The organism is Brevibacillus sp. FW301-21C12A, assembly GCF_058788915.1.
In genome coordinates, this window is record NZ_JBYTBG010000001.1 from 203,304 (window position 1) to 224,611 (window position 21,308).

At 53.1% G+C, this 21,308-nt stretch carries 21 protein-coding genes; all 21 read right to left on the minus strand.

Annotated features, from left to right (window positions below; genetic code table 11):
* Positions 1-36: 36 nt before the first annotated feature.
* Complete coding sequence (gene rimP, locus AC3WQH_RS01060; protein WP_005834175.1) at positions 37-495, minus strand: ribosome maturation factor RimP; 459 nt, start codon at positions 493-495, stop codon at positions 37-39.
* A 165-nt stretch (positions 496-660) separates the two neighbouring features.
* Positions 661-4,965 (minus strand): PolC-type DNA polymerase III, encoded by a 4,305-nt coding sequence (locus AC3WQH_RS01065; RefSeq protein ID WP_039971619.1) that lies wholly within the window; start codon positions 4,963-4,965, stop codon positions 661-663.
* A gap of 99 nt (positions 4,966-5,064) precedes the next feature.
* Positions 5,065-6,813: a proline--tRNA ligase gene (locus AC3WQH_RS01070; RefSeq protein WP_141333627.1), complete on the minus strand. Its 1,749-nt coding sequence runs from the start codon at positions 6,811-6,813 to the stop codon at positions 5,065-5,067.
* Between the two features lie 43 nt (positions 6,814-6,856).
* Positions 6,857-7,939, minus strand: a complete 1,083-nt coding sequence (gene ispG / locus AC3WQH_RS01075) for a flavodoxin-dependent (E)-4-hydroxy-3-methylbut-2-enyl-diphosphate synthase (protein WP_005834181.1) — start codon at positions 7,937-7,939, stop codon at positions 6,857-6,859.
* A 50-nt stretch (positions 7,940-7,989) separates the two neighbouring features.
* Complete coding sequence (rseP, locus tag AC3WQH_RS01080) at positions 7,990-9,261, minus strand: RIP metalloprotease RseP (RefSeq protein WP_327990604.1); 1,272 nt, start codon at positions 9,259-9,261, stop codon at positions 7,990-7,992.
* 42 nt (positions 9,262-9,303) lie between these two features.
* Positions 9,304-10,452, minus strand: a complete 1,149-nt coding sequence (locus tag AC3WQH_RS01085) for a 1-deoxy-D-xylulose-5-phosphate reductoisomerase (RefSeq protein WP_005834185.1) — start codon at positions 10,450-10,452, stop codon at positions 9,304-9,306.
* 39 nt (positions 10,453-10,491) lie between these two features.
* Positions 10,492-11,277, minus strand: a complete 786-nt coding sequence (locus AC3WQH_RS01090; protein WP_007786826.1) for a phosphatidate cytidylyltransferase — start codon at positions 11,275-11,277, stop codon at positions 10,492-10,494.
* A 17-nt stretch (positions 11,278-11,294) separates the two neighbouring features.
* The gene (gene uppS, locus AC3WQH_RS01095; RefSeq protein WP_005834189.1) at positions 11,295-12,065 is read right to left on the minus strand and encodes an undecaprenyl pyrophosphate synthase; all 771 of its coding nucleotides are present in this window, start codon (positions 12,063-12,065) and stop codon (positions 11,295-11,297) included.
* A 68-nt stretch (positions 12,066-12,133) separates the two neighbouring features.
* A complete protein-coding gene (frr, locus tag AC3WQH_RS01100; RefSeq protein ID WP_005834191.1) occupies positions 12,134-12,691 on the minus strand; it encodes a ribosome recycling factor in 558 nt (185 codons plus the stop codon).
* Between the two features lie 2 nt (positions 12,692-12,693).
* Positions 12,694-13,416 carry a UMP kinase gene (gene pyrH, locus AC3WQH_RS01105; RefSeq protein ID WP_005834193.1) on the minus strand — a complete coding sequence of 241 codons (723 nt, stop codon included), beginning with the start codon at positions 13,414-13,416 and terminating at the stop codon, positions 12,694-12,696.
* Between the two features lie 157 nt (positions 13,417-13,573).
* Positions 13,574-14,461, minus strand: coding sequence for a translation elongation factor Ts (gene tsf / locus AC3WQH_RS01110; RefSeq protein ID WP_005834195.1), 888 nt, complete (start codon positions 14,459-14,461; stop codon positions 13,574-13,576).
* Positions 14,462-14,566: 105 nt separating this feature from the next.
* Positions 14,567-15,277, minus strand: coding sequence for a 30S ribosomal protein S2 (rpsB, locus tag AC3WQH_RS01115; protein ID WP_005834198.1), 711 nt, complete (start codon positions 15,275-15,277; stop codon positions 14,567-14,569).
* Between the two features lie 197 nt (positions 15,278-15,474).
* The gene (locus AC3WQH_RS01120) at positions 15,475-16,131 is read right to left on the minus strand and encodes a DNA polymerase III subunit gamma/tau (protein WP_492331875.1); all 657 of its coding nucleotides are present in this window, start codon (positions 16,129-16,131) and stop codon (positions 15,475-15,477) included.
* On the minus strand, positions 16,124-16,642 hold the full coding sequence (locus tag AC3WQH_RS01125) for a DUF6115 domain-containing protein (RefSeq protein ID WP_005834202.1): 519 nt from the start codon (positions 16,640-16,642) through the stop codon (positions 16,124-16,126). The genes AC3WQH_RS01120 and AC3WQH_RS01125 overlap by 8 nt, the downstream gene beginning before the upstream one ends.
* 41 nt (positions 16,643-16,683) lie before the next feature.
* Entirely contained in the window at positions 16,684-17,025 is a 342-nt protein-coding gene (locus tag AC3WQH_RS01130; RefSeq protein ID WP_005834204.1) for a hypothetical protein, read from the minus strand.
* Positions 17,026-17,068: 43 nt separating this feature from the next.
* Positions 17,069-18,484 carry a flagellar assembly protein A gene (locus tag AC3WQH_RS01135; RefSeq protein WP_005834206.1) on the minus strand — a complete coding sequence of 472 codons (1,416 nt, stop codon included), beginning with the start codon at positions 18,482-18,484 and terminating at the stop codon, positions 17,069-17,071.
* Between the two features lie 35 nt (positions 18,485-18,519).
* On the minus strand, positions 18,520-19,308 hold the full coding sequence (locus tag AC3WQH_RS01140) for a FliA/WhiG family RNA polymerase sigma factor (protein ID WP_005834208.1): 789 nt from the start codon (positions 19,306-19,308) through the stop codon (positions 18,520-18,522).
* A 16-nt stretch (positions 19,309-19,324) separates the two neighbouring features.
* Positions 19,325-19,714, minus strand: a complete 390-nt coding sequence (locus tag AC3WQH_RS01145; RefSeq protein WP_005834211.1) for a hypothetical protein — start codon at positions 19,712-19,714, stop codon at positions 19,325-19,327.
* Between the two features lie 2 nt (positions 19,715-19,716).
* Positions 19,717-20,202 carry a chemotaxis protein CheD gene (locus AC3WQH_RS01150; RefSeq protein WP_005834213.1) on the minus strand — a complete coding sequence of 162 codons (486 nt, stop codon included), beginning with the start codon at positions 20,200-20,202 and terminating at the stop codon, positions 19,717-19,719.
* Positions 20,189-20,815, minus strand: coding sequence for a chemotaxis protein CheC (locus AC3WQH_RS01155; protein ID WP_005834215.1), 627 nt, complete (start codon positions 20,813-20,815; stop codon positions 20,189-20,191). Before AC3WQH_RS01155 ends, AC3WQH_RS01150 begins: the two co-directional genes overlap by 14 nt.
* Positions 20,816-20,820: 5 nt before the next feature.
* On the minus strand, positions 20,821-21,297 hold the full coding sequence (locus tag AC3WQH_RS01160) for a chemotaxis protein CheW (RefSeq protein WP_005834216.1): 477 nt from the start codon (positions 21,295-21,297) through the stop codon (positions 20,821-20,823).
* Positions 21,298-21,308 lie beyond the last annotated feature (11 nt).

Here is a 21,308-nt window from a genome sequence, read left to right on the forward strand (position 1 = left end):
TGCCTCCTCCTTTACTTACCCACCGGCCGCTGGCATCTAAAAGACGATGGCCATGCGTGCCGTGTCAATTTGCTCCTGGGAAATCACGTACGTTTTTTTCGCTTCCTTAACAGTCAGCTTGCCGTCCTCGTACGATATCAGTTCGCCTTCGAACAGGCTTGCTCCTTCTATCGGCTCTTTGGTTGTAATGTGCACGTGCCTGCCGACAGCTTTGGTAAAATCCTTATCCTTGCGCAACGGACGCTCAGCACCCGGCGAAGATACTTCCAAAAAGTATGCAGTCGGAATCGGATCTACTTCGTCAAGTTTTTGACTCAGCTTCTCGCTGACAAGGCTGCAGTCATCGATGTCGATGTTGCCAGTTTCATTGTCGATAAACACGCGCAGAAACCAGTTGCTGCCTTCCTTTTTGTACTCGATGTCAACCAGTTCCAAACCCAATTCGTCAACAATGGGCGTGACCAGTTCGGTGACGATGCCCGTTACCTTGCTCAAGCAAGTACCTCCTTTACGTTTGAACCATGAGGTGCAGCCAGAAAGAAAGAGTGGGTTTCCCCACTCTCGATCTGTCGTGCGTATAAAACCAGTATTTCCAAAAAAATTATAGCATAACAGCCCTCCGCTGACAACCTTTGGATGCGGCTGCATCGCTTCGCTGCCCTAGAACAGCGACAACTGGTTCGATTCCGGCAGACCTTTCAGCGCGCCCTGCTCCTCCAAATACTCCAGAATCGTCTTGGAGATACGCGAGCGGGACAACAGGTCTTCCTTGGACAAAAACTCGCCTTCCTCCCGCGCCTGCACGATGCTGATCGCGGCGTTCGTCCCGAGACCTGGCAAGGCATTGAACGGCGCAATCAACGAGTCGCCTTTAATCAGGAAGCGGGTAGCGTCGGATTCATACAGGTCGATGTTGGCAAAACGGAAGCCGCGCTCCACCATCTCCAAAGCCATCTCCAGCACGGTGAGCAGCGCTTTTTCCTTCGGCTGTGCGTCGTGACCCTTGCCCTCGATTTCTTCGATTTTTTGCCGGATCGCTGCCGAGCCTTTGACCATCAGCGGGATGTCGAAGTCGTCGGCGCGCACGGTAAAGTACGTCGCGTAAAATTCGAGCGGGCGATGCACCTTGAAGTAGGCGATCCGCACGGCCATCATGACGTACGCGGTGGCGTGCGCTTTCGGGAACATGTATTTGATGCGCTGGCAAGACTGGATGTACCATTCCGGCACGTTGTTTTTGCGCATTTCTTCCTGATCCTCTTCCGGCACGCCTTTCCCTTTCCGCACCGACTCCATGATTTTGAAGGCGCGCGACGGCTCCAAACCTTTGTAGATCAAATAAACCATGATGTCGTCGCGACAACCGATTACTTCAGGCAGTTTACAAATGCCGTTGCGAATCAAGTCCTGCGCGTTGTTCAACCATACATCCGTACCGTGGGACAGACCGGAAATCTGCACAAGCTCGGCAAACGTCGTCGGCTTCGTATCCTCGAGCATCTGCCGAACGAACTTCGTTCCGAATTCGGGAATGCCGAGCGTGCCCATATTCGTCCCGATTTGCTCCGGCGTCACGCCCAACGCTTCCGTCGAGCTGAAGATAGACATCGTCTTTTTGTCGTCGAGCGGAATCGATTTCGGGTCCATGCCGGTCAAGTCCTGCAGCATACGAATGACGGTCGGGTCGTCGTGTCCGAGAATATCGAGTTTCAGCAAGTTGTCGTGAATCGAGTGGAAGTCGAAATGCGTCGTGCGCCACTCGGACTCGCTGTCGTCTGCCGGGAACTGGATCGGACAAAAGTCTTCAATTTCCATGTAGTCCGGAACAACAATAATCCCGCCCGGGTGCTGTCCCGTCGTTCGTTTTACCCCTGTGCAGCCGTTGACGATCCGCGAAATTTCCGCATTGCGCAGCGTCAGTCCGCGCTCGTCGGCGTACTTTCTGACGTAGCCGTACGCTGTCTTTTCCGCAACGGTGCCGATCGTCCCCGCACGGTACACGTAGTCCTCGCCGAAAAGCTCCTGCGTGTACTTGTGCGCCCGCGGCTGGTAGTCACCGGAGAAGTTCAAGTCAATATCGGGAACCTTGTCCCCTTTGAAGCCGAGGAACGTCTCGAACGGAATGTCCTGCCCATCCTTGGCGTAGTTGGTGCCGCACTGCGGGCATTCCTTGTCGGGCAAGTCGAAGCCGGAGGCAATCGAGCCGTCCGTAATAAACTCGCTGTGCTTGCAATTCGGGCAGCGATAGTGCGGCGGCAACGGATTGACCTCGGTAATCTCCGCCATGGTCGCGACGAAGGAAGAACCGACCGATCCACGCGAGCCGACCAGGTATCCATCCTGCAGCGACTTCGTTACCAGCCGCTGCGAGATCAAGTAAATGACGCCGAAGCCGTGCGTGATAATACTGTTCAGTTCTTTTTCCAGCCGCTTTTCCACAAGCTCCGGCAACGGATCGCCGTACAGCAGCTTTGCCTTGTTGTAGCACATTTCGCGCAACTCGTCGTCTGCGCCCGGGATGACCGGGGTGTACAGCTTGTCCGGAATCGGGCTGACGTCTTCGATCATGTCCGCAATCGCATTCGTATTTGTCACGACGATTTCTTTGGCCAGCTCTTCGCCAAGGTAGGAAAACGACTCCAGCATTTCATCTGTCGTGCGCAAATACAGCGGCGGCTGATTCCCGGCAGTCGGGTCGCCTTTTGACAACAGGAACACATCGCGGAAAATCTCATCCTGCGGGTTCAGAAAATGAACATCCCCTGTCGCGACGACGAGCTTGCCCATTTCCTTGCCCATTTCCACGATCATCTTATGGTAGCCCTTCATCGTCTCTAGCGACGGAATTTCTTCATTGCGAAGCAGTGGCGAGTAATGGTCAAGCGGCTGAATTTCCAGAAAATCGTAAAAAGCAGCGACTTCCTTCAACTCTTCAGACGATTTCCCGCGCAGGATCGACTGCATCAGCTCGCCTTCCTTGCATGCGGTTCCAATCAGCAAGCCTTCGCGGAATTTGGTCAACTGACTGCGCTGAATGCGCGGCCAACGGAAAAACGTCTCCACATGCGAACGGCTGACGAGCTTGTACAAATTTTTCAGCCCCGCCTTGTTTTTCACGAGAATCGTCGCATGGAAAGGACGGCCGCTCTTGTAGTCGGCTTCTTCGTTGCTCTTCTCGTTCAACTCGGCCAGCGTCTTGATTTGCGCTTCCTTGATGTCTTTGAGCATTTGCTGGAACACGTGGGCGAGCGCAACTGTATCGTCCAACGCCCGGTGGGCATTAATCAGCTCGACATTGAACTTTTTGGCGAGCGAGCCCAAGCGGTAGTTGCGCATTCCTTTGTACATCATCCGCGCCAGAGGCAGCGTGTCCAGAAACGGGTTGTTCCACGGCTCCATGCCGATCCGCTTCGCGCAAGCATTGATGAACGCCTTGTCGAACTCCGCGTTGTGCGCGACGAGCACGGCATCTCCGGTAAACTCCTTGAACTTGCGCAGCACGACATCGAGCGTGTCTTTGCCGCGGAGCATGTCGTTCGTAATCCCGGTAATTTCTGTCGTCTTCGGGCCGATCTCCAACTGCGGGTCAATCAGCTCGGTCCACTGGTCGATGATCTCTGCCCCTTTCATCTTCACGGCAGCAATTTCGATAATCGTATGCTCGGCGGCATTCAGACCTGTCGTCTCCGTATCGAAGACAACGTATTCGGTCGTCTCGTCGATCGGCAAGTTGTTGTCGGCGTTCAGGTTGTAAACGATGTCGATGCCGTCCTCAACGACATACGCCTCCATGCCGAGGATGCACTTCATGTTGTGCTTCTTGGCAATCGAGTACGCCTCTGGGAACGCCTGCACCACTCCATGGTCGGTGATAGCAATTGCCTTGTGCCCCCATTTCGACGCGGTCGAGATCAGCGACTTGACGGAAGCTACCGCATCCAGCGCGCTCATCGGAGTATGGCAATGCAGCTCGACGCGCTTTTCCTCGGCCTGATCCCGGCGAATGACCTGTTCGATCTGGTTCAGGTCGTTGGCGTTCATCACCAGCTCGCGGATAAAGGTGTCATGCTGCACGCTGCCGCGCACCTTGACCCACATGCCGTCCTTGAGCGCCTCCAGCATCTTGACGTCCTCCTTGTCGCGGGAGAACATCTTCACGGTCAGGGAGTCTGTGTAGTCGGACACGTTGAAGGTCAACAGATGACGTCCGCTACGCAGCTCTTTGACCTCGACGTTGAAAACCGTACCTTGAATCACGACGCGGCGCTCTTCTTCCTGAATCTCGCAGATCGGAATCGGCGCGTCCTTGATTTCGTAGCCCATCATCAAGGTCGTGATGGCTTCTGTCTTTTCCGAGCCTTTGCTTTCCTGGGCAGCGGCTGTCATGACGACTTCGACCAGCGCGCGCTCTTCCTCGTTGCGCTGCTCGACAAACGCCTGATAAGCCTCATCGCTTTCTTCGCCGTGGAAGGAAAAGCGCATGGAGCAATCCGTCGCCTTTTGAAAAGCGGCTAAGAGCTCGTTGTCCGCCCGTTTGCGCTTCGCGACTTCGACGGTCATCTCTGTCGGTAAGTACACCTTCACTTCCTGCTGCTCGACCTGCTTTCTGGCAGAGCGTAGCGTGACGGCCAGCGAATTGAGCGTCGGCTCTAAGCTTGCGACCAGCGCATCCCAATACTCCTCTACCACGAGGCCTAGCTCTGGTTTTTGCTTGTAGCGGAATCTGGCATCGACTTTTGCCAGGTGGGAAAAGGTTTGCGTCAGGCGCTTCGTGAACGCTGCATAGGCTTCTACGGGCAGCAGCTTGGGCAAGGTAAAATGAAAGACCCATTCCTTGTTTTGCTTGTAAAGCTCAAGCTTGTCAATCTGTCCGTCAAGAAAATAGCGGTTGACCCATTCGTCAGGCACTTCCATTTGCTTGAGCAGCAGAGAGAAGCGCTGTTTTTGCTCTTGTGTACGGTCCACGGTATTCCACCCTCCCAAAAACAAGAAAAAGAGGTACTCCCATTGTGTCCAGGGGAGTACCCCGTAAAATTCGACAAAATCTTCCTTCAATCCTGCTAGTTACTCGTTGCCGAACAGGGCTGCCCCGGTATGGTCTACACGAGCAAGCATCGTTTTCACTTCAGATACGAGGTCCTCCAGCTTCACGTTCACGGTTTCCCCGTTTTTGCGGACGCGAACTTCGACGGTGCCCTCTTGCGCCGCTTTGTCCGATACGGTAATGCGCAGCGGCAGGCCGATCAAATCAGCATCCTTGAACTTCACGCCAGCACGCTCCGGGCGGTCGTCGAACAAAACTTCCACGCCCGCTTTTTGCAAAGCTTCGGTAATTTGTTCGCTGATTTGGCGTTGCTCCTCTACTTTAACATTGACCGGGATCACATGTACATGGAAAGGAGCGACAGCTACAGGCCAAATGATGCCATTCTCATCGTTGTTTTGTTCAATGACAGCAGCGATCGTCCGCGATACGCCGATCCCGTAGCAGCCCATAATCATCGGCTGGCTGCGGCCGTTCTCATCCAGGTACGTTGCTCCCATCGCTGTCGAGTACTTCGTTCCGAGCTTGAACACATGGCCGACTTCCACCCCGCGCGCAAACTTGATCGCGCCGCCTGTACGCGGGCACTCATCGCCTTCTGTGATGTTGCGCAAATCAGCAAAACGGGAAACGGCAAAATCACGGCCTGGCACAACATGAGTCAGATGGTAGTCGGTTTCGTTTGCGCCAACGATGCCGTCATACACATCCTGGACGTAGTTGTCCGCGATGATTTCCACTTTTTCGCCATCCAAGCCGACAGGGCCAACGAATCCGGCAGGCGCCCCTGTCACGGAAACGATATCCGCTTCGGATGCCAAACCGACGATTGTCGCATCGTACAAGTTTTTCAGCTTCACTTCATTCAGCTCGTGGTCACCGCGCACAAGCACCATTACCAGCTTGTCATCGACGCGGTAGAGGAGGCTCTTGATGATTTGCTTCGCTTCGATGTTCAGGAACTGGACGAGCTGGTCGATGGTCTTGATCCCCGGCGTATGTACTTTTTCGCGGGCTGGCGCTTCTTCCGTCGGCTTCGCGGATGGCTTGTACACGACTTCCGCTTTTTCCAGGTTGGCTGCAAAATCGCCTTCTTCGGAGTAGGCAATCGTGTCTTCGCCGATGTCACACAAGGCCATAAACTCGTACGTGCCTTTTCCGCCAATCGCGCCTGCGTCCGCTTCTACTGCGCGGAAATTCAGGCCGACACGGGTGAAAATGTTCGTGTAGGCGTCGTACATCGCCTGGAAGTTGCGATCCAGTCCTTCCTGGGTCGTATCAAACGAATACGCGTCCTTCATGATAAACTCGCGGCAACGGATCAAGCCGAAGCGCGGACGCACTTCATCGCGAAACTTCGTCTGGATTTGGTACAGGTTGATCGGGAGCTTTTTGTACGAGTTGATCTCGTCGCGAACCAGGCTGGTGATGACTTCTTCGTGAGTCGGTCCGAGCGCAAAGGAGCGGTCGTGACGGTCGCGCAAACGCACAAGCTCTGGGCCGTACACATCCCAGCGGCCTGTCTGATGCCACAGCTCAGCAGGCTGCATGGCAGGCATCAACAGCTCCTGGGCCCCTGCCTTGTTCATCTCTTCACGCACAATGGCCTGGATTTTATGCAGGGTACGAAGCGCCAATGGCAGGTACGTATAAATCCCGGAAGCCAGTTGGCGGGCCATACCGGCGCGGAGAAGCAGCTTATGGCTGGCAATCTCCGCATCCGCAGGCACTTCCCGCAAGGTAGGAATCAACATTTGACTTTGCTTCAACACGTGCGTGTCCTCCTTATGCCTCGTCAGCAATCAACGACGATCAGCCTACCTCGGTAGGTTTTTTCTCGTTGACCATTTCGTTAATTTCTTTCATCAGCTCTTCAAACAGTTCGTTTTCTTTCACTTTCCGAACAATGACACCATTGCGGAAAATCAGCCCTTCGCCGTTGCCGCCCGCAACGCCGACATCCGCTTCGCGCGCTTCGCCCGGCCCGTTTACGGCGCAGCCCATGACAGCTACTTTCAGCGGAACTTTCAAAGTGGAGATCGCGTCCTCAACCTTTGTCGCCAGTCCGATCAAGTCGATCGCACAACGGCCGCAGGACGGGCACGCGATGACGACCGGATCGTTGTTGACGATATCGAGGCTGCGCAAAATTTGCTTCGCCACCTTGATTTCCTCCACCGGGTCGGCCGTCAGCGATACGCGGATCGTGTCGCCGATACCCATCGACAGCACGGTCCCGATCCCGACGGAAGACTTGATCGCGCCGGAAAACTGCGTACCTGCCTCCGTCACCCCTACGTGCAGCGGGTAGTTGCGCTTTTGCGCCATCAGCGAATACGTTTGGATCATCGTCGGCACGTCGGAAGATTTCAGGGAGATGACGATATTATCGTAATTCAAGTCTTCCAAAATTTCCACGTGGTCTACTGCGCTCTCGACAATCGCTTCCGGCGAAGGATAGCCGTACTTCTCCAGCAGCCTTCTTTCCACGGAGCCGGAGTTTACCCCGATGCGGATCGGTACATTGCGCTCGCGGCAAGCTTCGACCACGCGTTTTGTTTTTTCCTTGGAACCGATGTTTCCGGGGTTGATCCGGATTTTGTCGATGCCGCTCTCAAGAGCGATCAGTGCCAGCCTGTGGTCGAAATGGATGTCCGCAACGAGCGGCAGCGGGGAACGCTCCTTGATTTTTTTGATGGCGCGGGCTGCGTCTTCATTGATGACGGCCAGGCGGACAATTTGGCAACCGGCATCATGAAGTCTTTGAATCTCGGCCAGTGTCTTCTCTACATCACGCGTGTCTGCTGTCGTCATCGATTGAATTACTACGCTTTTTTGGCCACCGATTTGCACGCCTCCCACAAAAACCGGTTTCGTCTCCTCGCGCTTGTACATTTTGCACCATCCTTTAATTTTGTCTGTTTTCTACTCATCATGATAGTACGTTATTGAAAGAACAACCGTTGCAGATCGTTCCAGGTTACAACCAAAATTAACAGCATCAAAAAGGCGAAGCCGAGAAAATGCACCATGCCTTCTTTGTGCGGATCAACCGGACGCCCGCGCAGCGCTTCTACCGCGAGAAATGCCAGTCGACCGCCGTCCAGGGGCGGAAGCGGCAGCAAATTGAACAGCCCCAGGTTGATCGAGAGGGCGGCTGCCCACTTCATCAAAATCGCCATGCCTTGCTGGGCGAACTCTCCGGTCATTTTGAAGATGCCCACCGGACCGCTCAGGTCGTTAAGCCCTACAGAGCCGGTAAAGAGCATCCCTAAGCTTTTCAAAATCATCGCCGTGAACTCATAAGTCGAGGAAGCGCCGTACTTCAACACTTCTCCCGGGGCATACGTCAATGGGTTCGTCACCATGATTTTGCCCACGTTATTTTCGTCTTTTGCGACCTTGACCAAAACCGAGTTGCGCTGTCCATTGCGCTCGTACTCAAACTTCATTTCTTTACCCGGCGACGTACTGATAATCTGGACGATTTCTTTCCAGGAAGCCACAGGCTGTCCCTGAATGGAAATAATTTTGTCCCCTTGCATCAAGCCCGCCTCGGCCGCCGGGCCGTTTGCTCTGACCTCGCCCAAATACGGGATGTCTTTTGGCACCCCATACAAAAGCCCGATCGCGATGAACAGGACAAACGCCAGCAGGAAGTTGGCAAAAGGCCCGGCAAAAATGGCCCAGAAGCGCTGCGAGATCGTCTTGCCTTTAAACTGCCTGTTCAAAGGCGCGATTTGCACCTCTTGTCCATCTTTAACCAGTTGCGCCTGGGGATGAACGGAAAACTGGCGCTCTTCCCCGCCCACATCCAGCACGATATGCAAATCTTTTTCCAAGTCAAAGCGAACAACCGTACCTGTAATCGCCCGAGGGGAAGCGCTCCCCGGTCCATCCAGCAAAAAATGGGTTACCTTTCCTAACGCATCCCGCTCCAGGCTTACTTCCATGTGCGGCTTCAACATATCCATCTCGGGGTCTTCGCCCGCCATGCGGACCATACCTCCAATAGGTAAGAGGCGAAGAGTGTATTCCGTTTCTCCCCGCTTCACGCGAAAAATTTTTGGCCCCATTCCCAGCGCAAATTCGCGGCACAGAATCCCTGCTTTTTTTGCCAAAAGAAAGTGTCCGAGCTCGTGCACGAAAACGAGCGCACCAAAAACGACGACGATCGCGAGAATTGATTCAACGGAATCCATGTTGGGAAAAGGCAAGTGAACAGCCACCTTTCGTTGGAGTGTCTAGATCCAGTTTTGTTATACGGACGCAAGCGCATGCGTGCGCGCCCACCGATCAGCTTCAAAAATCTCTTCCAGTTCAGGATTATGCACGCCCTTATGAGCCTCGCACGTCTGTCTGACGACCTTTTCGATGTCGAGGAAGGCAATCGCCCCCTTGAGGAAAAGATCGACAGCCACTTCATTGGCTGCATTCAGGACAGCGGTGTACGTGCCTCCCGCTTTCCCGCACTCATATGCCAATTGTAGCAGAGGATAGCGTTCAAAATCCATGGCAGCAAAATGAAGCGAGCCGATTTTGACCAGATCAAGAGGTTCCGTAGTCAGATTTTTTCTGCCGGGATAGCTCATGGCGTACTGGATCGGCACTTTCATATCCGGCGTGCCCAGTTGCGCCATCACGGCCCGGTCTTTGTATTCTACCATAGAGTGAATGATACTTTCATAATGCAGCACGCAGTCGATTTGTTCGTACGGCAAATCAAACAACCAGTGGGCCTCGATCACCTCGAAGCCTTTGTTCATCATCGTAGCCGAGTCAATGGTGATTTTTGCGCCCATGCTCCAGTTCGGGTGCGCCAATGCCTGCTCTTTTGTCACCTTCTGCAGCTCTTGGCGGCTCAAATGGCGAAAAGAACCGCCTGATGCCGTCAAAATGACCCGCGCCACATCTTCTGCCCGCTCTCCCTGCAGACATTGAAAAACAGCGGAATGCTCGCTGTCAACCGGGATGATCGCCACGCCCTTTTCCTTCGCCCGCTTCATCACGACGGGTCCTGCGCTCACCAGCGTTTCCTTGTTCGCAAGCCCGATCGTTTTTCCTGCCTCGATCGCCGCGAGTGTAGGAGCGACCCCTACACTGCCAACGACAGCGGTCATGACCATGCTGGCGGCTTCATGGCGGGCAACCAACTCAAGCCCTTCTGAACCGCAGACAATCTCGGGCTTGTATCCGCTCCCCAGTCGTTCGCGAAGCCGGGCAGCCGCCTGCTCGTTCCCCACCGAAACAAGCTCAGGCCGAAACGTTTCGACCTGCTGGGCGAGCAGCTCCACATTCGTCCCTGCTGCCATGGCGACGACAGAAAACTCTTCGGGATGCTGTTCCACGACTTCCAGCGTGCTTGTTCCAATCGAGCCGGTTGAACCCAAGAGCGCTATTTTTTTCACTGATTTCACCCTCTATATCTCTTCTATATGCACCAGGTTTCAGACGATACCTAGCAGATGCAAAACCGGAAAGACAAGCAAAAAACTGTCGAAACGATCCAGCACGCCGCCGTGTCCGGGAATGAGCTGTCCTGAATCTTTTACGTGAAAATGTCGTTTGAACGCCGACTCTACCAGGTCGCCCAACTGCCCGACGACACCGGCGACCAGCGCGATGACGAGCGCCTTGTCAAATGGCAAGCTGCCGAAGCTTGCATTGATGACGATGACGACCAAAATAGCCGCTGCCAAGCCGCCCAGCGCACCCTCGACCGTTTTGTTGGGACTGATTTCCGGCCACAGCTTGCGCTTGCCGATCGCTTTCCCGACAAAATAGGCCCCCGAATCCGTCGACCAGATCGCTGCGATCACCAGCGCGGTGAGCATCAGTCCGTCGGGGAGGTTGCGGGCTGCGGCCATGTATGTAAAACCGAAGCCTATGTATAACGCCCCCACCAGCGTAAGGGCGACGTGTTCAATGTGAAACTGATTTTTCCGCAAAACGGAGTAAATCAACAAAAGCAGGATGACAGGCAGCAACAGATCCGGCATACTGATGCGAAGCCATTCCGAAAACGCGAGCGACGGCCAGAGCAAGCTGACCACGAGCGCGTAGCCGAGTATTCCTGCCACATGGAATGGCTGAATGCCAGCCATCCGCATAAATTCAAAATGGCCTATGACGGCCAGCAAAAACACCAATAGTGAGTACCAGGCTCCACCTAGGTAGATAAAAAAGAGAAAAGCCGCTCCACCAATCAGGCCTGTTATGATTCGTTGCTTCAACTGATTCCACCTCTCGGCTATACCGCCCCGTAGCGACGAGCTCGGCCTTGGTATTCCACAATCGCTTGAAAAAAGTGTTCACGGGTAAAATCAGGCCAGAGCACATCCGTAAACCACAATTCTGTGTAAGCCAACTGCCAAAGCATAAAGTTACTCAAGCGAATTTCTCCACTGGTGCGAATCAAGAGGTCAGGGTCCGGAATGTCGCTTGTATAAAGATAACGGGAAATCGCTTCTTCATCCAGTTCTCCCGGATCGAGCTCCCCCGCTTTTACTTTCTGTGCCAACACGGAAAACGCTTTGACGATTTCGTCGCGGCCTCCGTAATTCAAGGCAAAACACAATTGAAGACCTTGATTTCCTTGGGTGCGCTCCTCTGCTTCATGCAGAGCCTTCAACGTATGCGACGGCAGCTCTTCCTTGCTGCCGAGCATGCGGATGCGCACGTCGCGTTCGATCAATTCATCCAATTCTGTCGACAAAAATTCCTGCGGAAGCTTCATGAGAAAATCGACTTCGTCGCGTGGTCGCTTCCAGTTTTCTGTAGAAAAAGCGTACATGGTCATGTAACGCACGCCGATCTCGTCAGCAGCCTTTACGACTTCCTTTACCGTTTTCATGCCTGCTCGATGCCCGGCGACCCGGGGTAAATTGCGCATATTGGCCCAACGACCGTTGCCGTCCATAATCACCGCGACATGCTGCGGGATTTTTCCGGAACGATCCAACTCGGCTGGTACCGATTGTTTTTCCTTGCGGCTCCATTTGCGCGCCAGATGTTCTAACATAAAGTGTTCCCCCGTAATGAGAGATATAGACGTACATCCCCCTCAAATGAGGGGGATCGCCCTAAAAATTATACTTCCAAGATGTCTTTTTCTTTGTCCTTCACGATCTTGTCGACTTCTGCGATGAACTTGTCGGTCGTTTTTTGGATCGTTTCCTGATGGCGACGGGATTCATCCTCGGAAATGGTCGCAGCCTTTTCCAGCTTTTTGATCTCGTCATTCGCATCGCGGCGAATATTGCGGATGGCGACTTTCGCTTCCTCTCCGCCTTTTGACGCCAGCTTCACGAGCTCTTTGCGGCGCTCTTCGGTAAGCGGCGGGATGACCAGGCGGATGATAACCCCATCATTGGATGGAGAAATGCCCAGGTCAGACTGTTGCAGCGCACGGTCAATTTCTTTCAGCGCGGTTTTGTCCCACGGCTGGATCGTCAGCATGCGCGGCTCAGGAACGCTGATGTTCGCGAGCTGGCTGATCGGTGTTGGCGTACCGTAGTAGTCCACCATCACGCGGTCCAGCATCGCAGGGTTGGCACGGCCTGCACGGAGGCTGGACAAGTCTTTTTTCAAAGCGAGGATCGCTTTATTCATACGATCTTCCATGTCTTTTAGCACTGTTTGTGGCATGATTATTCCCCCTTCACTAGAGTACCGATTTTATCGCCCATTACTGCCCGGCGAATATTGCCTTCTTCGGAAATGTTAAACACGATGAGTGGGATGCTGTTATCCATGCACAAGCTCGATGCGGTCGAATCCATAACACCCAGCCCTTTGTTGAGGACTTCCAGGAACGTCAGCTTGTCGTACTTTTGCGCATTCGGATCCAGGCTCGGGTCAGCGGAATAGACCCCATCGACCTTGTTCTTCGCCATCAAAATGACCTCTGCTTCGATTTCAGCAGCACGCAGGGCAGCCGTCGTATCTGTAGAAAAATAAGGGTTACCCGTTCCGGCAGCGAAAATGACCACGCGCATTTTCTCCAGGTGGCGAATGGCGCGTCGGCGTATGTATGGCTCCGCCACTTGTCGCATCTCAATCGAGGTTTGGACACGAGTCGGGACGTTCACTTTTTCCAACCCATCCTGCAAGGCGAGTGAGTTCATAATCGTGGCCAACATCCCCATGTAGTCAGCAGTAGCCCGATCCATTCCTTTGGAGCTTCCGGAAAGTCCGCGCCAGATGTTACCTCCACCGACGACTACGGCGACTTGTACTCCCAATTCTACGATTTCTTTGATCTGGTTCGCTACGGAGAAGATCACCTTCGGGTCGATTCCGTACCCGAGGTCCCCCGCCAGTGCTTCCCCACTCAACTTTAACACAACCCGTTTATAGGCAGGAAGTGGCATGTGAAACGGCCTCCATTCATGAATCATTCTCTGTGCCTCGTCTGCATTCCTTCTGAAAAGCTTCGGACACATTGCTTTTTACGTGCAGGAGAGTTTCACATGTCGTGAAACTCTCGCTTTGAAAATAGGGAACACGAAGGTGTTCCCTATACCTTTATTACTGCTTATTCACTTGAGCCATTACTTCGGCTGCGAAGTCTTCTTGCTTCTTCTCGATCCCTTCGCCTACTTGGAAGCGAGCGAATTCTTTCAAGGAAGCGCCTGCTTCTTTCAACAGAGCAGATACTTTCTTGTCTGGGTCTTTTACGAATGGTTGCTCAACCAGTACGTATTCTTCGAAGAATTTGGAGAGGCGGCCTTCCACCATTTTCTCTACGATGTTAGCAGGCTTGCCTTCAGCCAGTGCTTGGTTTTTCAGAACTTCGCGCTCGCGATCGATTTCGTCTTGGGAAACCTCTTCACGGTTAGCGAAACGAGGGTTGGAAGCAGCAGCGTGCATACCCAGGTCTCTCGCCAATGTTTCGTTTTGCGTGCCTTCGAGTGTTACCAGCACGCCGATTTTACCACCCATGTGCAGGTAAGTACCGAATATGCCGTTGTCGGATTTCTCGGATACAGCGAAACGACGGAAGGAGATGTTTTCTCCGATAGTCGCGATTTTTTCGTTGATAACTTGTGCCAGAGTGTCGCCAGCACCTTTGAACGGTTGCTCCAGCGCTTCCTCTACAGTTGCAGGGCGTTGGGATACAACGTGCTCAGCGATGTCTTTCACGAGTGTTTGGAACTCAGGGTTTTTCGCAACGAAGTCTGTTTCGCAGTTTACTTCCACAACTGCTGCTACGTTACCAGCAACCGCTGTAGCTGTCAAACCTTCTGCTGCGATACGGCCGGATTTTTTCGCCGCTTTTGCGATACCGCGCTCGCGGAGCAGGTCAATCGCTTTTTCCATGTCGCCCGCTGTTTCTTCCAGCGCGCGTTTGCAATCCATCATTCCTGCGCCTGTACGCTCGCGCAGTTCTTTAACCGCTTGTGCACTAATTGCCATTGGGTGAAACCTCCTTGGAAAGTTACAATCTACAAATGCCTTTTGAAGAAAAAAAAGGATGGACGGGGGCTCTGACACCCTCAGTCCACCCTTTTACACACTTGCTTACGCAGTTGTTGTGGCTTGTTGCTCTGTTCCTTGGTTGCCTTCCAAGAGAGCGTCTGCCATTTTTGCAGTGAGCAGTTTCACAGCGCGAATTGCGTCATCGTTACCTGGGATCACGTAGTCGATCTCATCTGGATCGCAGTTAGTATCTACGATTGCAACGATTGGGATACCCAATTTGCGAGCTTCTGCTACAGCGATGCGCTCTTTACGAGGATCGATGACAAACAGAGCGTCTGGCAATTTATCCATGTGAGCGATACCGCCGAGGAATTTTTCCAGGCGATCCATTTCTTTGCGCAGAACGATAACTTCTTTCTTAGGCAACACTTCGAAAGTACCATCGTTTTCCATGCGTTTCAGCTCAGCGAGGCGAGCTGTACGTTTTTTGATGGTTGTGAAGTTTGTCAGGGTACCACCCAACCAGCGTTGGTTGATGTAGTAGTGACCTGTACGTTCAGCTTCTTCTTTTACGGATTCTTGTGCTTGTTTCTTCGTACCAACGAAGAGCACTTTTCCGCCGTCTTGAGCGAGTTCACGTACGAAGTTGTACGCTTCCTCAACTTTTTTCACGGTTTTTTGCAGGTCGATAATGTAGATTCCGTTACGTTCGGTGAAGATATAGCGAGCCATTTTCGGGTTCCAACGACGAGTTTGGTGACCGAAGTGTACACCAGCCTCGAGCAGTTGTTTCATCGAAATTACTGCCATATTTCACACCTCCTTCAAAAAGTGGTTTTTTTGATGCCTACCTCCGCCTCACCGCATGTTCCAAGCAATTCTGCCAAAGTGGCAGCACCATTGCCGGAATTGGTGGACGTGCGATTTCAACACCGTAAATGAATATATCATATGGGTGTTTCAATTGCAACAAACGAATTCCATTATTTTTGCAAAAAAATACCGCCTTATTTTTTCGGCGGCGTGGTGATGAGCTTGGCAATCTCCGCCTCCGAGACAGGCACCGAAACCTGATACGTTCCTACCCGGATGCGGTTCAGCTTGTCCATGGAGCGCAACTCTTCCACAAACTTGTTGTTTTTAGGCAATATCCCTTCCTTGACGAGCGTCGCGGCAACTCCCTCCGCCGTCGCTTTGTACGGCACTGTAAAGGAGACGGTTTTCTTCGCTGCGGGAGACGCGACAGCAGGCGGCTGTGGAGCGGCAGTTGCGGCTGGTGCTGTCGCCGGCGTGGTGCTCTGGCTCGCCGTCTCAGCGGCAGGAGCAGGCTGTGCGGCACTCTCCACGCTTGGCGGTGTCGCTTCGCTCGTCACTGGCGCTTTCGGCTGGACTGTCGCCGGGGGCTTCGTCTGCTGCACTTCAGGCGCTTCCGGCGCCTTCGGGGCGCTCGGTGCAGGCTGGACGTTGACCTTTTTTTCTTCCTGCCATTGCTTGTATTCCTCTGGCGTGAGTACGACCATTTGCAATTCGGTCGCCGCCTGCTTGATTTCTTCCTCGGTAAGTGCTGCCGGTGGCGCTTCGCTTTTCGGTGCGACCAGACCGATGATCGAAGCAGCCACGAGCAAGCCTGCGCCAAATCCGAATAACAGCTCGCGTTTACGCATCGGCAAAACCTCGCTCGTTCCTTTGCGCCAGCGCGAAAATGAGGTCGATTTCCCCGCGGCCTGCGCCCAGCCGCTTGGCGATCTCGTCAGGAGAGAGCCCTTCCCGGCTCAACTCGAACACGCGCCGATAGCGCTCGCGCAAAGCCAGCATATCGACATCCTCCGCCTCAGGTTGCGCGCCATTCGCTTGCCCCTGCTCGGCGGAGGCGGCCACTTGCGCATGGGCAGCTCTTTCGTTCCATTGCTGCTCCAGTTGCTCGACCCGCTTTTTCAACAGATCGATTTCGTGAAGCAAATCAGCCCTTGTTTCTTGCCATTCGGCAGAAAGAAGGGCGGTTTCCTGCTTGAACTGCTTGCTTAACCGTTGCAGGCTTTTTTCAGTTTCTGCCTTGTCTGTCAGTCGCTGTGTCGGTATGGCGGCAGCATCATCCGGCGTCTTTCTTTGCAGGAAAAAAGCAAGCAGCATGATGATGATTCCCGCTCCAATCAAGATGAGATACACTTGGTCCATGTTGGCCACCTTTGCTTCTGGCTTGTCTTACTTTGTTCCTTTTATAAGGAAATATCAATAAAGCGCCCGCGCATGGGATCTCGCATGGAGACAGAGGAAGGGGAGCTGTGCTCTTTTGCTGCGGCATTCTTTGCTTCGGCAGATGCGCTGTGCGCTGGGTCCTCCTGCTTCTGCTGCTGTCCCTGCTCCCTCTCGCGAATCTGATTTTTTTGCGTTTCATCGACGTTCGCCGGACGCTGGCGCATGTGCGCGTCCAAATCTTTGCGCTGATCGATCATCGACTGTGTTTCATGCATGGACCGTTGTAGCTGGTGCTCCTGAATCCGGCTGACCTCTAACGTGCGTGGCAGCGCCACTTGCAATTCAACCGCTTTCAAACTCATACAGCTCAACTCCCTTCCTCGCCTGCGGAATCAAACTCGGCTTTTAGATGAGGGTTGCGGTACTGATTTCCCCATCGAGGACGATAAAGCGCGTCCGGGCGTACTCATGCTTGATAAAATGCACGAGCTTGCCGAATGTCAGCTTGATCCCCGGATACATAACTTGGTACACCTCTACGGCGGCGGGGCCTTCGCCTTTTAGCTCGATTTCCAGCTCCTTTTTCCGGGCTTCAAGCTCCTTGCATTCCTTTTCCAAAACCAGTCGCGTATTGGTCAGCTTGATTTGCATGATCCGCTTTTCGGTTGTAAGCTCCTTGCCTGAGTGCAAAATTTGATTGAGCACACCCAGGCCCTGATCCGTTTTGCGTAAATTTTCATACACATTCTGCAAATCTTTTTGAATGTTGGCCAGTTCCTGGCGCAGCTCCGGCTTCACGCCTACCTCCAAAACGGTAGGGGTTGCGCTGTTGTTGCCGAACACCCGGGCGGCAATTTTTTCTCCCGCCTGCAGGACGCCCCCGATAATAATGCCTTTCGGGCCTTTGCAAATGATTTGCTTTCCTGCCCGCACGGTGGAAAACATGATGCTCTGCGACACGATCACCTGATGGCCCGCCGTCACATTCGCATTTTGGATAAACGACGTGCGGATGTCCTTCCCTGCGACGATCATGCCTTTGTCCTGCGCCACGATGCCGCTTTTAATCTCAATCGATCCGTCCGCGTATAGCTCGGCTCCCTCTACGCTTCCTAACACGCGGATATCGCCAGATGCCTTGACCCGAAATCCGTTCAATACGTTCCCGCGAATGACCACCGTTCCCACGAAATCAATGTTGCCAACCCCAAAATCGACATCCCCATTCACTTCAAAAACGGGAAAGACGTTCAGTTTGTCCTGGTCGGTAAAGGAAACTTGTCCATCAATGGCAGCGTAAAGCATCGTACGCTCCTGGTTGTGCACGACATTTTTGCCGGGCTTGATGTTGATTTCCTTGCCTGCTTTGGGAGCGATGGGCTCTCCGGTAACTGCTGTCCCCGGGGTTCCAGGGGTAGCTGGAATTTTGCGGGCTAAGAGCTGTCCTTTTACTACATTCGGTATGCTGGTTATATTATAAAAATCGACTCGGCCATCTTCCAGTTCTTTTGGCCCTTCCTCATCGGAAACAGTTGCCAAATACGGATACTCGATAAAAGCATCGGTTCCGTCAACTGGAGCGACTCCGCGCGCAATCGTGACGCGGGCGTTTGCATACTTCGCAGGGATTGCACACAGCTCCTGCACAACTTCTTCGAGGATGCCCGCCTTCACTTTGCTCGTTTGCAGCGCGTTGTAGACGTCCGATTCCTTGAGCACGATGCTTTCGAGGTCTTCTTCCCCGACTTTCAGAAAGATTTCTGCCTCTAGTTTATCTGCTGAGATTTTTACCTCTAGTCTATAATTCCCGATCCCTTCCATACATTCTACCCCTCTCAAGCTTGGGTACATTACGTTTACATCAATTGCGACTTCCATCTCGACAAGGCGGAACGAAGCCGGAAAAGAGCCTTCGAATGAAGCTGGGAGATCCGTGAAGGTGACAAGCTCATGATTTCAGCGATTTCGGACAGCGTCATCTCCTCGAAGTAAAACAGGGAGACGACGAGTCTTTCCTTCTCTGGAAGCTTGTCGATTACACCTACTAGCACTTCTTTCAAGCTGCCGACTTCTGCTACCGTTTCCGGTCGCGGAGTCAGCTCGTCCACGATGTAGGAATGTCTTGCGGTCTTCTGCTCGTCCTCTTCCCCCACTGCCTCGTCAATGGAAACCATGCTGGCCAAAGAGGTTTCCAGAAACACCTGCTGCAGATCTTTTTCGCTTATTCCGAGATATTCGGAAACTTCCTGATCGGTTGGCATTCGCAGCATTTTCTGCTCCAAGGTGGTGTACGCTTCTTCGATTTTTTTGGCCTTGTCCCGAACGGTGCGAGGGATCCAGTCATTTTCACGCAGGCCGTCAATCATGGCTCCGCGAATGCGCCACATGGCATATGTCTCGAATTGCAGTCCCCGCGTATGATCGAATTTGGCCAAAGCGTCCAGCAACCCAAATCGTCCGTAGCTGATTAAGTCATCCTTGTCCACGTTAGCCGGCAAATTGATGGCCAGCCGATTTGCCACCTTGTCCACCAGCGGCAAAAACTTGGTGATGAGATCAACTTCCGCTTCGCGACTGCCCTCTTGCTTCCACATGACCCATTTATCGAACTCTTTTGCTTTTTCTTGACTGGTTAGCCGTGCCACGAATAGTCACCAACCTTTACTCATCTGTTAAGCGCCTAACGACCTCTGCAACGGTGGCTGGATCCTCAGTAGGAGGTACCGCCTCCAGCTTGGTGAAGGAGAGCGGAGAAAATGCTTCCTCTGCCGCCGTCTCACCCGTTTGTTCTGTCGGCTTCGCCTCTGTCCCGCCTTCAGCCAGAGGAGCGGTTGACTCCTCTGGTCCTTCTGCTGTCACGGACTGGCCTGGTGTCTCGGTGACGAGAGCCAGAACAAAGCGGATCGGAAAAGCGGCAAGGAAGAATATCACCAGAGCAATGACGGCCCGCTCCAGAGAGACAAGCCAGACATTACTCGCAAGTGCCGTGCAAAATGTGATGACAAAAGCGAGCAACCCCATGCCTGCATTTATCCAAATGGTTCCCAACATTCTTATACTTCCTTCACACCTTGATTTACCGTACGGATTTGAAGAACCCCACTGGTGGCATCCATCTCTATTGTCCGACCGCAGTTTCCCCCTGTATCTTCTGCCACGATTCTAATGTGAGCTTCCTTCAAAGCCTGTTTGCAAGCCTCGACATTTCTAGGCCCAATCCGCATGGTGTCGCTGCTTCCGAGAAAGGCAAACATCTGTGCTCCACCCGCGATTTTGGCGACGATATTCCGGGTTTGGGCACCTGCTTTTTCCATCAACTCGATCAGATGGGGAATCGCTGTATCGGCGTACTTCCCGATCGTCACCTCCCCGCTTTTGGCCAGCGAAGACTCCGGAAGCATAACGTGTGCCATCCCTGCAATTTTATGGATATGATCGTAGAGGACAACCCCTACGCAAGAACCCAGACCTGTGGTTCGTAGCTTGCTCGGTGGCTTTGCCACACCGAGGTCGGCCATACCTATCTTAATAATCTCCATCGAACGGAACCCCTAATGAACGAAATAGAATAGGAAGCGATTCAGGATCAGGGATAAGGAAAAAGTTCCCTTTGACTTTTTCATTGCCTTCAAAAAAAGCTGTGTCAATCGTGAGGGCAAAGTCACCCGCTTGACCCAACGCTATTAATCCGTAGCTGAGAATCGCTCCAGCCATATCCACAGCGAGCGCAGGTACAGAAGGCTGCAGGTTGAGCTGTGTGAAATCTGCCAGTGAGGAGAGATAGGACCCAGTCAAAATATTGCCGATCTCGTGAAGAGCCGAAATTTCCAGCTCTTCCCAATCATAAACATCCTTGTTGATCCCCGTAATTTGTTCCAGCAGATGTCTCGCAGAGTCCAGGTCGAGAATGAAAAACATGTTTCCTGGACAATCGCCTTCAACTCGTAAAAAGACGGTAACGACAACCGCTTCCGCGCCACCGACACAATCCGCCACCTCGTCAAACGGTATGATGCTGACCTGAGGCACTTTCATGTCGATCTCTTTTTGCATCAGCTTGGAGAGAGCCGTTGCAGCATGTCCTGCACCGATGTTCCCGATTTCCCGCAGCACATCAAATTGGAAATCCCCAAACTTTGTGAAATAGGCCATCTTTCTTACCCCTCAATTGAGTCCAGTTGTTTGATTTCCTCTGTGCTCAATACTTTATCGAGATTCAACAAAATCAACAGTCGTTTGTCCAGCTTCGCTACTCCGCGCAGATAAGCGGCTTCAACCCCGCCTACAACTTCTGGCGGCGGCTCAATCGCATTGACCGGGATGTCGATGACATCGTTGGCAGCATCCACAATCAAGCCGACTTCCAGTTCGCCTACCGCGACGATGATGATGCGGGTCGATTCGGAATAGAGGCTTTCCTCCAGCCCGAACCGGTTGCGAAGGTCAATGATCGGGGTGACCACTCCGCGCAGGTTGATAACTCCTTTGACGAACTGGGGCGTGCGTGGAACACGGGTGATGTGCTCCAGCTTTTCGATCGATTTTACTTGATTGACTTCTACCCCGTACTCTTCGTCCTTCAACCGAAACACAATCACTTTGACTTCGCTTACGATTTCTTTTTGATCGAGCATGTGGCTGCCCC

What these genes read in the sequence shown, in the direction of transcription:
- pyrH (WP_005834193.1), bottom strand. Translation starts at nt 13,416, where the DNA reads ATGCCACTTCCTGCCTATAAACGGGTTGTGTTAAAGTTGAGTGGGGAA.
- frr (WP_005834191.1), bottom strand. Translation starts at nt 12,691, where the DNA reads ATGCCACAAACAGTGCTAAAAGACATGGAAGATCGTATGAATAAAGCG.
- uppS (WP_005834189.1), bottom strand. Translation starts at nt 12,065, where the DNA reads ATGTTAGAACATCTGGCGCGCAAATGGAGCCGCAAGGAAAAACAATCG.
- ispG (WP_005834181.1), bottom strand. Translation starts at nt 7,939, where the DNA reads ATGTACAAGCGCGAGGAGACGAAACCGGTTTTTGTGGGAGGCGTGCAA.
- AC3WQH_RS01135 (WP_005834206.1), bottom strand. Translation starts at nt 18,484, where the DNA reads ATGGAAGGGATCGGGAATTATAGACTAGAGGTAAAAATCTCAGCAGAT.
- AC3WQH_RS01155 (WP_005834215.1), bottom strand. Translation starts at nt 20,815, where the DNA reads ATGGCCTATTTCACAAAGTTTGGGGATTTCCAATTTGATGTGCTGCGG.
- AC3WQH_RS01160 (WP_005834216.1), bottom strand. Translation starts at nt 21,297, where the DNA reads ATGCTCGATCAAAAAGAAATCGTAAGCGAAGTCAAAGTGATTGTGTTT.
- AC3WQH_RS01120 (WP_492331875.1), bottom strand. Translation starts at nt 16,131, where the DNA reads ATGCGTAAACGCGAGCTGTTATTCGGATTTGGCGCAGGCTTGCTCGTG.
- AC3WQH_RS01130 (WP_005834204.1), bottom strand. Translation starts at nt 17,025, where the DNA reads ATGAGTTTGAAAGCGGTTGAATTGCAAGTGGCGCTGCCACGCACGTTA.
- tsf (WP_005834195.1), bottom strand. Translation starts at nt 14,461, where the DNA reads ATGGCAATTAGTGCACAAGCGGTTAAAGAACTGCGCGAGCGTACAGGC.
- rpsB (WP_005834198.1), bottom strand. Translation starts at nt 15,277, where the DNA reads ATGGCAGTAATTTCGATGAAACAACTGCTCGAGGCTGGTGTACACTTC.
- AC3WQH_RS01150 (WP_005834213.1), bottom strand. Translation starts at nt 20,202, where the DNA reads ATGGAGATTATTAAGATAGGTATGGCCGACCTCGGTGTGGCAAAGCCA.
- AC3WQH_RS01145 (WP_005834211.1), bottom strand. Translation starts at nt 19,714, where the DNA reads ATGTTGGGAACCATTTGGATAAATGCAGGCATGGGGTTGCTCGCTTTT.
- AC3WQH_RS01125 (WP_005834202.1), bottom strand. Translation starts at nt 16,642, where the DNA reads ATGGACCAAGTGTATCTCATCTTGATTGGAGCGGGAATCATCATCATG.